Genomic DNA, 12926 nt, shown 5'->3' on the forward strand with positions numbered 1-12926 from the left:
TGATGAGACCGGTAGTGGTAAAAGAAAAACAAATAAATCAGTCACAAATACATGCTGTGGAAGATGAGGTTAGACAAGCGAAAACGTTGGATCGTGATATCGTGACGCATGCGATGAAACAATCCTTTGCGAAATTGAATCCGAAAGTAATGATAAAGAATCCGATTATGTTCATTGTGGAAATTGGCTTTATAATTACGTTCATTTTATCCTTTCTTCCAAGTAGTTCTAATAGTGTACCAGGATGGTTTAATATAACAGTTTCTCTCATTCTATTATTTACAGTTTTATTTGCTAACTTTGCAGAAGCGTTAGCTGAAGGTCGTGGTAAAGCACAAGCAGATTCTTTAAAACAATCGAAGAAAGATGTGTTTGCAAATGTTGTAAAAGAAAATGGAGATATTGTTCAAGTTTCAGCAACTGATCTGAGAAAAGGTGACGTTGTTATTGTAAAACAAGGAGAAATGATTCCGAATGATGGTGAAGTAATTAAAGGATTAGCGTCTGTAGATGAATCTGCAATTACAGGGGAATCAGCTCCTGTAATAAAAGAGGCGGGCGGTGATTTTTGTTCCGTAACAGGCGGAACGATGGTCGTAAGTGATGAGATTACAATTATAATTACGAGCAATCCTGGTGAATCATTTATTGATAAAATGATTTCATTAGTAGAAGGCGCTGCTCGTCAAAAAACGCCGAATGAGATTGCTTTAAATACAGTATTAACGAGTTTAACTCTTATTTTCTTAATCGTTGTTGTGACGTTGCCGATTTTCACAAATTATTTAGGGTTTCAAATTGAAACAGCTGTACTTGTAGCGTTGTTAGTTTGTTTAATTCCAACGACAATTGGTGGGTTATTATCAGCGATTGGTATTGCTGGGATGGACCGTGTGACAAAATTTAATGTGCTAGCAATGTCAGGGAAAGCAGTAGAAGCTGCGGGTGATATTAATACAATTATTTTAGATAAAACAGGTACGATTACTTTCGGGAACCGGATGGCACATACACTGCTACCTGTAGGAAATGAAACGATTGAGCAAGTAGGAAAATGGGCTGCAATTAGCTCAGTTTTAGACGAAACGCCAGAAGGTCGATCAGTTATAGAATATGTACAAACGAAATCTATATCATATAATAGAGAACTTGCAGAACAAGGTGAATTTGTTCCGTTTAAAGCAGAAACGAGAATGAGTGGTGTTGATTTACAGGACGGAACGAAAGTGAGAAAAGGTGCTGTCGGTGCCGTTATTGAATGGGTTCAATCGCAAGGTGGAACAATTCCGAAAGATGTGAATCAAAAAGCAGATTTAATTTCAAAAGAGGGCGGGACACCGCTTGTAGTTGCAGTAGATGATCGTATTTACGGTTTGATTTATTTAAAGGATACAGTAAAACCTGGTATGCGTGAACGTTTTGAACAATTGCGCCAAATGGGAATTAAAACGGTTATGTGTACAGGTGATAATCCATTAACAGCAGCAACAATTGCGAAAGAAGCAGGGGTAGATGAATTCATTGCTGAGTGTAAACCAGAAGATAAAATTGCGGTTATTAAAGCAGAGCAAGATAAAGGGAAACTTGTAGCAATGACAGGTGATGGTACAAATGATGCCCCGGCGTTAGCGCAAGCTGATGTTGGATTGGCGATGAATAGTGGTACCACAGCTGCGAAAGAAGCGGCCAATATGATCGATTTAGATTCGAATCCAACTAAAATTATTGAGGTTGTAGGAATCGGTAAGCAATTGTTAATGACACGTGGTGCGTTAACGACGTTTAGTATTGCGAATGATATTGCGAAATACTTCGCAATCATTCCAGCGATGTTTACACTTGCGATTCCGCAAATGGAAGCATTAAACATTATGAAATTAACATCACCGCTTTCAGCAATCTTATCAGCATTAATATTTAATGCGGTTATTATTCCGTTACTCATTCCGCTAGCGATGAAAGGTATTGCATATAAGCCGATGAGTTCGAATGCGCTGCTTAGCCGAAACTTACTCATTTACGGGCTTGGCGGGGTTATCGTTCCGTTCATTGGAATTAAAGTAATTGATATGATCGTCGGCTTGTTCATATAAGGAAGAGGGGAAAAAGATGGCGAAGAAACAAAGTATACTATCACCAATTATTCGTATTACTTTTACATTTTTAGTTTTGTGTGGCCTCGTATACCCGCTTATTGTAACTGGTATTGCGCAAGCGGTAATGAAGGATAATGCGGATGGAAGTCTTATATATAATGATAAGGATGAAATAGTTGGTTCAAAATTAATCGGTCAAAATTTCACAGATCCACGTTATTTTCATGGACGCGTCTCTAGTATAGAATATAAAGCAGAGGCATCCGGTTCAAATAACTATGCACCGTCTAATCCAGATTTAGAGAAACGAGTAGAGAAAAGTATTGAAGACTGGAAGAAACAAAATCCAACCGTTCCAGTTACAGAAGTACCGATAGATTTAGTGACGAATTCAGGTTCAGGGCTTGATCCTGACATTAGTCCAAAGGCGGCTTCTGTACAGGTAGATCGTATATCGAAATTAACGAATATTCCGAAAGAAAAGCTAGATCAATTGATTAAGGATCAAACGGAAGGCGCTGCGCTCGGCTTGTTTGGAGAAGATCGCGTGAATGTCTTAAAGTTAAATTTAGAATTACAGAAACTAATGAAATAGAAATAACGCTACCTCAATCTAAAGGATTGAGGTAGCGTTGTTTCAAAAGAAAGGGTGTGAGTATTTTGTATGCGGATGATTATAAACCGACGTTTCAAAGGCGGACGCCAGAAGAGTATCTAGAATATATTCGTCAGCAAAATCGCGGGAAGTTAAAGCTATACGTAGGGGCTGCACCAGGGGTAGGGAAAAGTTATAAGATGCTCTATGATGCTAGAGAAATGAAAAAAGATGGTATTGATATTGTAATTGGTTTAATTGAAACACATGGGAGGGAAGAGACAGCAGAAGCGATTGCTGATTTAGAAAAAGTCCCTTTAAAAGAAATACAGTATAAAGGAAAGTTATTTTGTGAGCTTGATGTGGAAGGAATTATAAAGCGTGCACCGCAAGTAGTTGTAGTGGATGAACTCGCGCATAGTAATATTCCTGGATCTAAAAATAAGAAACGTTATATGGATGTACAAGAATTATTAGAAGCAGGCATATCCGTATTATCAGCATTTAATATTCAACATTTAGAAAGTGTTCATGACATTGTAGCTCAAATTACGAATATAAAAGTAAGAGAGCGTATTCCAGACTTTATTTTGCAAAAAGCAAATGAAATTCAACTCGTTGATGCAACACCGGAAGTATTAAGGAAGAGATTAATAGATGGAAAGATATATAAGGAAGAAAAAATTCAACAAAGCTTACAAAATTTCTTTACACTTAATAATTTAGGGGCACTAAGGGAATTATCACTTCGAGAAGTTGCAGATGATATGGATGAGAAAATTAGCCAAACAGTTATAGAACCGATTGGCGTGAAGGAAAAAATTCTCGTTTGTGTGCAATATAGTTCGACAGCGGAGAAATTAATACGGCGAGGTTGGCGCATGGCTGATCGGTTAAACGCTGAATTGTATGTCTTAAATGTAGAAAGGGAAAATATAGATTCCCTTTCAGCAGGGAAAAAGCAAACAATTGAAGAGTGGAAATCGCTAACGAATCAATTTGAGGCGAGCTTTGTATTAGAAGAAGCGAAAGGAAGAAAGCCAGCTGACGTTATTATTGAAGTTGCGAAAAGACTACAGGTGACACAAGTTTTACTTGGGCAATCGGCGAGAACACGGTGGGAAGAAATACGAAAAGGTTCTATTGTAAATGAAATTATGAGACAAACGAAGTATATTGATATTCATATCGTTGCTGATCAAAGAGCTTAAAATAGAGACTGGATTGTTCAGGAGTCTCTATTTTTCTTTTTTCAAGCCTTTTGAATATAATTTCTGAAAGAACTCATATATAATAGAAAAAGATACTTAACATAGTGAATAATTAAAGAGTCAATGTATATAAAGAGGAGAGAATAACATGCTTGAAAATACGGGGTTAGTATTAGAAGGAGGCGGTATGCGTGGTGTATATACTGGTGGGATACTAGAATACTTTATGGAACAAGATTTATATTTTCCATATGTAGTCGGTGTATCAGCTGGTGCTTGTCATGCAGCGTCGTATCTTTCCAGACAAAGAAATAGAAACAAAACGGTCAATATTGATTATGTATCACATCCGAAGTATTTATCGTATAAAAACTTATGGAGAAAACGTCAGTTATTTGATATGGAATTCATTTTTCATGAAATTCCAGAAAAGCATGTGCCGTTTGATTTTGAAACATACTTTAATAGTCCCGAACGCTTTCTTGTAGGAACAACGGATTGTGAAACAGGACAGTCTGTTTATTTTGAAAAAGAGGGAACGAATGATGATGCGCTAAATTTATTACAAGCGTCTAGTTCATTACCTTTCATCGCACCAGTAGTAAATTACCGTGGTAAGCAATTGTTAGATGGCGGGATTTCTGATCCGATTCCAGTTCGTAAAGCACAGGAGGATGGATTTAAAAAATCAGTCGTTATTTTGACGAGAAACCATGGTTACGCAAAGAAAAAATCGAAATTTGGCTGGGTTGCAACGAAAGCTTATAAAAAATACCCGAACCTTGTTAACACGATGCTAGCTCGTTATGAAGTGTATAATGAAACACTTCACTACATTGAAAAAGAAGAACAAGCTGGTAATTTATTTGTTATTCGCCCGGAAGTGCCGCTTCAAGTAGATCGTATGGAAAAGGATACGGCTAAATTACAAAATCTATATGAGCAAGGCTATGAAGATGCGAAGAGACAGTTTGCAGATTTACAGGCGTTTTTGCAAAAATAATAATTAGGCTGTGGAGAAGGAGTTCTCTGCAGCCTTTTTTGTATTGCTACTTATACGTTACTTTTTAAAAATGTATTAATGTTTAAGCGTTTAAAGAGTTTGTAAAACATATGGGTTTATTATTGAGAAAAATTGGCTTGAAGGGTATTATGACGATGTAGCGCTACTAAACTATTTAATTTATGAGGTGATTGTTAATGAAAGGAAAGGTTTTTTCAATTACAACTTTAGTAGTATTAGCAACATCAATCTCAACAAGTGCATTCTATCCAACTTTAAGTGGTCACAAAAGCGGTAATCTACTATCTTACAGAGCTCAAACGACTACGAATCAAAATGCATCTCGCTGTTCAGTAGCAATTTCTTTTATTAATTCAAATGGAAATAATTCATATATTGAAAGCGCTTCGGATAAATTAGGATCCCATGAATCTGGAAGAGCATTAAATGCTACTGTGAGTAATGGTGCATATAACGCCTTTGGTGCAAAAGGACTATACTCTGAGCATTATGCTAATGAGGATAATGACTATCAAGAAGAGATTCGCAAAGGTAATTTTGATAGTAATGGAAACTTACGATTACAAAGGTACTTTTAATAGTAATAGGAACTTACGATTACAGTAATAAAAAATATTAAATAGTTGTCTTTATAAATATTTGGATAAGGAGAAGGGGATGTTCATCGTCTCCTTCTTATCTAAAAGGAGCAGAGACATGTATTTAGCTTTTAAAAATATAAAAAGCAACAAACTATTTTCAGTAATTCTTCTTATGGCATTTTTTATTTCTTTTCTTTCTATATCAGTTGCCGCGCTTTTAACAGAGTCTAAACGAAATTTTATATCTGCTTTTCAAATCGGTTTCCCAGAAAAAAATCAAATTTTAACTGTTCCGATAGCGAATGCAACTGAATTGGAAGCGATAATTCCTTTCATACAAGATACTTTTGTGAAAAGTGATATTTACGTAGAGCATTTAAAAGCATTAAATAGTTCAGGGGCAACAAAGATCATAGCTGTGAACTTAAAAGATGAGTATTATTGGACGCCATATATTTCTGAAGGGCAATATTTTCATCGTGAAAATGTAAATGATATGGTTGTTGGTGATCAAACGAATGTAGAGGAATTATATGAATTTGATGATACATATAAAAAAATAGGAACTATATCGAGAAAAGACAGTGACGTCGGCGTAGCAGGCATATACGTTCCACTTCAAAACTTACCTACTATATCTAAAAAAGGTATTATCGCGAGTAAACAATTACAATTAACAGTTGTTAACCCTACATCATCTATCCATAACGAAATAAAAACTTTTATGAATAAGAGCAAAGAAGTAATTTCGGGTGAGGTTCAAATACTGAATGAAAGAGATCTTCAGGAACTAAATGTAACATATATAGATCCAGCAAATAAGTATTATTATAAATTCATTCTTGTTGCAATTGCTTCTGGCATTTCTGCGGTTTTATTTTGGATTTATAAAAAAGAAAGAGAGATTGCATTAAAAAAAGCAGTAGGTGCTTCTAATATGTCTATTTACTGCGAACTATATATTCAAATTTTGTTTATTTCTCTAGCAGCGATGTTGTTGGTTTTTCTTACGTTAGAAATATTTTCTGGAACAATTCATACGTATTTTCAGACATACTTATTAAAACCATTAACACTATATGTATTGATATKTAATGTTGTTTTTATAATTTTTCTTACAATGTTTGTTACTATAATTCCAATCAAGCACATTATAAATATATATCCCGGAAAACATTTAAGAACGTAGGAGGTCGTCATGTTTTTAATATTTGATTCTATACGGTCTGTGAAAAAACGGTTGTTACCAAGTTTGATTATAGTAATTTCTTTAATTATTGCATTTTCTTCAGCAATAGAATTTATTAGTAATCTTTCGGGATATCGAAAAATGATGACAGTAGCAAATAATTTATCGACTCATAAAAATTTCTATGAACTTTATGCGACGCAAGATATAACGTTGTTTAGCGAAGAAAAAGCGAAAAGTGATTATCAACATTTCATTCAAGCGTTATCTAATACGATATCAATAACAAATACAACAAATTATTTGTTCCGTAACTATTCACTTAGCTTAAAAAAAGAAAATGGAACGATAAAGACTCTTATTATTGATAAAGATATTAATAAATACTTTCATATACGACTTTCACAAGGAAGATATTTTGAGGAATCGGAATTTCATAAATCAGTATTTGATATTAGACCTGTTATATTAGGTGCTAATTATAAAGAAAAGGTATCTATTGGTGATGTCATACCATCTGGAAAAATGAAGCTAAAAGTAATCGGTTTTTTAGAAAAAAATTCACCATTTACATATCCTCGAAGCGGTGAAATATCGGATAATCGTATTACATTATTAGATGACATGGCTATTTTACCAATTGGAACAGAAGAAATAGAATTTTATAGTGTAGAACTTTTATACAATGGGCTGATTATAGAAACAAATGGAAAAGTGGATATAAATGAATTTCAAAAGAAAGTATTAAAGGTAACAGAAGGCAAGGGGTATTCGTATTATATTACAAATCCGAATAAATTGTTAGAAAATGAAAAGCAAGGCATTGATAATATGTCATACCCCTTATTATTAAGCGGTACAGTTTTATTTTTTTCATTTATATCAATTTTATTAACATCAATGGCAGCGCTTTATATGGAGCGTAAAAATATTTCTATTAAATCAGCATTAGGAGCAAGTACTTTTCAACTATGTCTTACGTTTGTTATTGAGTATATGTTGTTATTCATTTTATCTATATGTATAGGAATTATGTATTTTCAATGGGAGAATAGCGGAGTAATTGAAATTCAGAAAGGGCTAGAAAATAGTACAGTATCTTTCTTTGGAACGTTACAAGTCTCTATAGAATCATTGATTGTTATAGGTGCTCTATCAATTGTAATGATCCTCATTATATATGCAATCATTTACTTCAATGTACTAAAAATAAAAAATACATATATGAAAGAGGTGTTATAGATGATTCAGCTCGCAAATGTGGCTAAGGGATACGGAAAGAGTAATTTTAGTGCTTTAAAAGATATTAATCTTACAATAGAAAAAGGCGAAATGATAGCTATTATGGGGCCATCTGGTTCGGGGAAATCAACCTTACTTAACATTATTGGCTTAATTGATAGCCCCTCTACTGGAAAGTATTTTTTAGATGGCATGGATATGAGTACATTAAAGTCAAACTATCATAAGTATAGAAATAAGGAAGTTGGATTTGTGTTTCAGAACTTTTCGCTACTAGACGATTATACAGTTATTGAAAATGTAATGCTTCCACTTATATATAGAAGAATTTCTCATAAGAAATGTATACAAATATCAAAAGAAATGCTGGAAATGGTAGGGCTTGAGAGGCATATTAACAAATATCCTTACGAGTTATCAGGTGGAGAACAGCAAAGAACAGCAATAGCAAGGGCTTTAGCACAAGATACAAAAATTATACTTGCTGATGAACCGACTGGCGCTCTCGATCAAGAAAACGGGGAAAAAATTATGAGCATTTTAAAAGAAATTAATAAACAAGGAAGAACGGTACTAGTTGTAACACACGATCAAAAGGTGGCTGAATATTGCCAGAGGACGATACGTTTACTTGATGGCAATATTCAATAAACGTTATGGTGTAATGTGGATAAAAATATGTGATGATACATATGGAAAATGTATATAAAGGGCTTAGACATACTGGATTTACTGCAATGCTTATTTTTGGCGGTGCATTTCTGCTGCGCTGGTTGATTTATGATGAAATGTTACTAAATCAGCTTATTGGGTTTAGTGTAGGAATGATGATGGTTATTTCATCAGTTTTCATTCAAAAGTATAGTAAAGAATTACAGGTAGCTGAGAGGTATTAGAAATTGTGAGCTCCCTTTATATTTGGAGGGGGCTTTTATAGTTAAGTAGTTTGGCTGATTTTCTTATTTGCCGTATATTTTGTTTTCATTATGACATTAGTAATTACATTTCTTCTTTCTAAAAAATCATATAAGAAGCCTTTTATTAAATACATACCAACGTTAATACTGTTTGCTTTAGCTTTTATGTCTTTCGTTATGTTTTTAGTAAATAACGGAATGGGAGAGCTGATGATAGCAGTCTTCTTAGGACTTGTAGCAGTAGCAAACTTGCTCTTACTGCTTGCGCTAAAAGTGGTTCGTGTGATTGTTGCAAAAGAAAAGTAGAGCATCGGAATTCGATGCTCTACTTTTTTATTTATGAAAAAAATCCCTCTTTATGAGGGATTTTAATGTGGTAAGAAAACTAATTGATAAGCGAACAAGATCCCGAATAAATACACAAGTGGGTGAACAGCACGGAATTGTCCTTTTGCCACTTTCATAAGTGGGTATGAAATAAATCCAAGTGCGATACCTGTTGAGATACTTGATGTAAGTGGCATGCTTAAGATTACTAAAAATGCTGGGAATGCTTCATCGAACKTATCCCAATCGATATATCGAACTGAACCCATCATAAGACTACCAACGATAATTAATGATGGTGCTGTAATAGCTGAAACGCCAGAAACAGCGCTCACTAACGGTCCGAAGAATGCTGCTACTGCAAATAGTACAGCTACTGTAATTGTTGTTAAACCAGTACGGCCACCAGCTGCAACACCAGCAGATGATTCAATGTAAGCTGTTGATGGTGTTGTTCCGAACATAGCTCCAATTGTTGCTGAGAATGAGTCAGATAGAAGAGCTCGTCCTGCTTTTGGAAGCTTTCCGTCTTTCATAAATCCACCTTGTTGTGCTACACCAAGTAATGTTCCGGTTGTATCAAATAGTGTAACAAGGAAGAATGAGAACACAACGCCGTATAATCCGTAGTTAATTACATCAGATACAGCAGTAGTTGGATTTGAAACGATAATTCCTTCTGGTAATCCAGGCATTGATGTAACCCCATTTGAAAATGTTAATTGACCTGTGAAGTAAGCGATACTACCAGTTAATAACATTCCGATAAATAGTGCCCCGTTTATATTTAAAGACATAAGGACAATTGTAATTCCAAGGCCAGCTAATGCTAGTAAAACAGGAGGAGAATGAAGATCACCAAGTCCAACTAAGTTAGAGTCATGCTTTGTTACAATTCCTGTTAAGCGTAAACCGATAAAAGCGATAAAAAGACCAATACCAGCAGTAAGTGCATGTTTTAAGTTTTCAGGAATTACTTCCATTAATTTTGTACGGAAAGATGTGAATGATAGCAAAATTAAAATCATACCTGCTACGAATACAGCAGAGAATGCAATTGCGAAAGTCATGCCTTCATGAGCTTTTACAACAGAATAAGAGAAGTAAGCATTTAATCCCATACCTGGTGCAATTGCGATTGGTAAATTAGTAAAGATCGCCATAAATAATGTTCCGACAACAGCTGCAATGATTGTCGCTGTAAATGCTTGTTCAAACGGAACACCTGCATCCCCAAGGATGACAGGGTTTACGACAATGATATATGCCATTGTTAAAAAGGTAATAATACCTGCCATAATTTCAGTTTTAATAGAAGTTTTATGTTTTGAAAGGTTAAACATATAAACATCCTTTCTTTTTACGAATAATTTTCACAACAGTTATATATAATATTCGTTTTTTGTCTTTTTTGCAATAGTTTTGCATAAAAACTTTAGAACAATTCATATTTTATGTCTTAAATTCGAATATTAACCGTGAAAATGAGCATGAATTGCGGTTTTTTATGTGTAAGTAGTTTTTAATATTGTGCACATTATAAGGGAAAAGGAGTTGAAGGAAGTTATGTCACAGCAAAAAAACTTTTTAACGATGCCAGCGCAACATCAAAATAAACAGCCTGGTATTGAATCATTAATGAATCCTCGTCCAAAGTTTGAAGATCCTAATTATAAAGGAAGCGAAAAGTTAAAAGGAAAGAATGTATTAATTACAGGGGGAGATAGTGGGATTGGGAGAGCTGTGTCCATCGCTTTTGCAAAAGAGGGAGCAAATATTGCGATTGCTTATTTAGATGAGGACGAAGATGCAAGTGAGACGAAACAACTTGTTGAAAAAGAAGGCGTGAATTGTATATTACTGCCGGGGGATTTGAGTAGTGAACAACATTGTAAAGATATTGTGGAAGAGACCGCCCGGCAACTGGGGAGTTTAAATGTTCTTGTGAATAACGTCGCACAGCAATATCCGCAGCAAGGGCTAGAGTATATTACAGCGGAACAGTTAGAAAAAACGTTCCGTATTAATATTTTTTCTTATTTTCATGTTACAAAAGCAGCGCTCTCTCATTTAAAGCAAGGGGATGTAATTATAAACACGGCATCTATCGTTGCGTATGAAGGAAATGAAACGTTGATTGATTATTCTGCAACGAAAGGAGCGATTGTCGCTTTTACAAGATCGCTATCTCAGTCGTTAGTACAAAAGGGAATTCGTGTAAATGGTGTTGCACCAGGCCCAATTTGGACACCACTTATTCCATCCAGTTTTGATGAGAAAAAAGTATCACAGTTTGGCAGTAATGTTCCTATGAAAAGGCCTGGTCAGCCGTATGAATTAGCGCCTGCATATGTATATTTAGCGTCTAGTGATTCGGCATATGTAACGGGACAGATGATGCATGTAAATGGTGGAGTAATTGTGAATGGATAGTTTTCATTTATAAGAGCAAAGTAAAGTTAATTGCATTTATCCCGCATTAACGGGCAGTAAAATTCCACCTCAAAATTCAGGTGGAGCACAGAAGTTAGGTGGGAGATAACAGCCCGCAAATAGCGGGAGTGGTGAAGGCTAATACTTAGTGGGGGATGGACAAAACCCCCCACCGAGTAAATTTTCACTTTATTATGATGTTAGTGCTAGGGAGGATTTAAATGAAGAAAGTATGGTTTATCGTAATCCTATTTTTCTGCCTGCCAGCTAGCGTTTTTGCTAATACAGATCATTTAATATTAGTTAACCTTACGACGAATCAGCTGTCTTTTTTTGAAGAGGGAAACTATACTAGAACATTTCCGATAACGACAGGAAGAGATAGCACCCCGACGCCTGAAGGGAATTTTTGTATTATAACTAAATATAAAAATAAAGAATACCATCGTAAAAAAATACCTGGGGGTGCACCGAATAATCCTCTCGGTACGAGATGGCTAGGTCTGGATAAAAAGGAATATGCCATTCACGGGACAAATCGTGAAGGAACGATTGGAAGCCGGGAATCGAATGGTTGTATTCGCATGCACGATCGGGACATACAATGGTTATACGACCGGGTACAATTACAGACAAAAGTAATTATTTCTCGTTTTCATACGAGTCCCGAATATGAAGCTTATAAGCTTGGTTATCGTGTTGTGAGTTGGAATGGTCGTAAAGTAGAAGAAGAACAAATTGGAATGCTTACGTTAGTAGATCGTGTAAATATATATTGGCAAGAACCAAATGGACAATTAACGAAAGTAAAAACGGTATTGCCAAATGAAAAATACGCAGTGTATTCCAAACGAAAAGATGGAACCTATTATATAGGAAACAATTTGTATATTGTAGAGGAAACGGGAGAAAAAATTCGTTATGAGCAATTACCTTATTCGATTTTAAGTAACATATATAAAAGGAAATATAATGTTCCATAATAGCTACCGTGTATAGGCGGTAGCTTATTTGTGATGAAGTTTAGTTGGTTTTAATGATTTCATACCAATCGCGTGCCTACAAATAGTGAGATGAAAAAATTGAAACAGCAACTATTATGTTTTGCTGAATATAATACAGTACAGATTGGGGAGGCGGTTACATTATGAAAAGTGAATTTGCATTTAAAATTTTCTTAGTAACGACCTGTTTATTTATCGTGTATTTGTATGCGTTTCTCGTCTTTTCTTTTTATGTTCCATATGTTGATTTAATATTGTTCGTCGGATTTATTTGGGCATTTGTTAAAGCGAGGGAAGGGGAGAAGAG

Annotated in this window: 13 protein-coding genes; 12 read left to right on the plus strand and 1 reads right to left on the minus strand. The window is 35.0% G+C overall.

Features of this window, described 5'->3' with window-relative positions; translation table 11 throughout:
* Window positions 1-2: 2 nt before the first annotated feature.
* The 10 genes from kdpB (at window position 3) to AC1DTM_RS08445 (ending at window position 9161) form a co-directional block, all read left to right on the plus strand.
* The gene (gene kdpB / locus AC1DTM_RS08400; RefSeq protein ID WP_477000150.1) at window positions 3-2093 is read left to right on the plus strand and encodes a potassium-transporting ATPase subunit KdpB; all 2091 of its coding nucleotides are present in this window, start codon (window positions 3-5) and stop codon (window positions 2091-2093) included.
* A 16-nt stretch (window positions 2094-2109) separates the two neighbouring features.
* On the plus strand, window positions 2110-2691 hold the full coding sequence (gene kdpC / locus AC1DTM_RS08405; RefSeq protein WP_016103765.1) for a K(+)-transporting ATPase subunit C: 582 nt from the start codon (window positions 2110-2112) through the stop codon (window positions 2689-2691).
* Window positions 2692-2747: 56 nt separating this feature from the next.
* Complete coding sequence (gene kdpDN, locus AC1DTM_RS08410) at window positions 2748-3902, plus strand: KdpD-like non-kinase potassium sensor (RefSeq protein WP_088099630.1); 1155 nt, start codon at window positions 2748-2750, stop codon at window positions 3900-3902.
* A gap of 148 nt (window positions 3903-4050) precedes the next feature.
* Window positions 4051-4905 carry a patatin-like phospholipase family protein gene (locus AC1DTM_RS08415; RefSeq protein ID WP_016103767.1) on the plus strand — a complete coding sequence of 285 codons (855 nt, stop codon included), beginning with the start codon at window positions 4051-4053 and terminating at the stop codon, window positions 4903-4905.
* Between the two features lie 197 nt (window positions 4906-5102).
* On the plus strand, window positions 5103-5504 hold the full coding sequence (locus tag AC1DTM_RS08420) for a hypothetical protein (RefSeq protein ID WP_016103768.1): 402 nt from the start codon (window positions 5103-5105) through the stop codon (window positions 5502-5504).
* 118 nt (window positions 5505-5622) lie between these two features.
* Entirely contained in the window at window positions 5623-6696 is a 1074-nt protein-coding gene (locus tag AC1DTM_RS08425; RefSeq protein ID WP_477000151.1) for an FtsX-like permease family protein, read from the plus strand.
* A gap of 9 nt (window positions 6697-6705) precedes the next feature.
* A complete protein-coding gene (locus AC1DTM_RS08430) occupies window positions 6706-7938 on the plus strand; it encodes an ABC transporter permease (protein WP_016103770.1) in 1233 nt (410 codons plus the stop codon).
* Window positions 7939-8589 carry an ABC transporter ATP-binding protein gene (locus tag AC1DTM_RS08435; RefSeq protein WP_016103771.1) on the plus strand — a complete coding sequence of 217 codons (651 nt, stop codon included), beginning with the start codon at window positions 7939-7941 and terminating at the stop codon, window positions 8587-8589.
* 32 nt (window positions 8590-8621) lie between these two features.
* Window positions 8622-8834, plus strand: a complete 213-nt coding sequence (locus AC1DTM_RS08440) for a hypothetical protein (protein ID WP_002159220.1) — start codon at window positions 8622-8624, stop codon at window positions 8832-8834.
* A 54-nt stretch (window positions 8835-8888) separates the two neighbouring features.
* On the plus strand, window positions 8889-9161 hold the full coding sequence (locus AC1DTM_RS08445) for a hypothetical protein (RefSeq protein ID WP_002159219.1): 273 nt from the start codon (window positions 8889-8891) through the stop codon (window positions 9159-9161).
* 62 nt (window positions 9162-9223) lie between these two features.
* On the opposite strand, the gene AC1DTM_RS08450 is transcribed toward AC1DTM_RS08445, so the two are convergent.
* On the minus strand, window positions 9224-10525 hold the full coding sequence (locus tag AC1DTM_RS08450; RefSeq protein WP_477000152.1) for an NCS2 family permease: 1302 nt from the start codon (window positions 10523-10525) through the stop codon (window positions 9224-9226).
* A 223-nt stretch (window positions 10526-10748) separates the two neighbouring features.
* Between AC1DTM_RS08450 and AC1DTM_RS08455 the strand changes: the two genes are divergently transcribed.
* Together AC1DTM_RS08455 and AC1DTM_RS08460 are read left to right on the plus strand one after the other, a co-directional pair.
* Entirely contained in the window at window positions 10749-11615 is an 867-nt protein-coding gene (locus tag AC1DTM_RS08455; protein WP_016103773.1) for an SDR family oxidoreductase, read from the plus strand.
* A 221-nt stretch (window positions 11616-11836) separates the two neighbouring features.
* On the plus strand, window positions 11837-12598 hold the full coding sequence (locus AC1DTM_RS08460) for a L,D-transpeptidase (protein WP_002159216.1): 762 nt from the start codon (window positions 11837-11839) through the stop codon (window positions 12596-12598).
* The last annotated feature ends 328 nt before the right edge of the window (window positions 12599-12926 follow it).

Source organism: Bacillus sp. P4_D3, assembly GCF_056401855.1.

What these genes read in the sequence shown, in the direction of transcription:
- kdpB (WP_477000150.1), top strand. Translation starts at nt 3, where the DNA reads ATGAGACCGGTAGTGGTAAAAGAAAAACAAATAAATCAGTCACAAATA.
- kdpC (WP_016103765.1), top strand. Translation starts at nt 2,110, where the DNA reads ATGGCGAAGAAACAAAGTATACTATCACCAATTATTCGTATTACTTTT.
- AC1DTM_RS08415 (WP_016103767.1), top strand. Translation starts at nt 4,051, where the DNA reads ATGCTTGAAAATACGGGGTTAGTATTAGAAGGAGGCGGTATGCGTGGT.
- AC1DTM_RS08420 (WP_016103768.1), top strand. Translation starts at nt 5,103, where the DNA reads ATGAAAGGAAAGGTTTTTTCAATTACAACTTTAGTAGTATTAGCAACA.
- AC1DTM_RS08430 (WP_016103770.1), top strand. Translation starts at nt 6,706, where the DNA reads ATGTTTTTAATATTTGATTCTATACGGTCTGTGAAAAAACGGTTGTTA.
- AC1DTM_RS08435 (WP_016103771.1), top strand. Translation starts at nt 7,939, where the DNA reads ATGATTCAGCTCGCAAATGTGGCTAAGGGATACGGAAAGAGTAATTTT.
- AC1DTM_RS08440 (WP_002159220.1), top strand. Translation starts at nt 8,622, where the DNA reads ATGATACATATGGAAAATGTATATAAAGGGCTTAGACATACTGGATTT.
- AC1DTM_RS08455 (WP_016103773.1), top strand. Translation starts at nt 10,749, where the DNA reads ATGTCACAGCAAAAAAACTTTTTAACGATGCCAGCGCAACATCAAAAT.
- AC1DTM_RS08460 (WP_002159216.1), top strand. Translation starts at nt 11,837, where the DNA reads ATGAAGAAAGTATGGTTTATCGTAATCCTATTTTTCTGCCTGCCAGCT.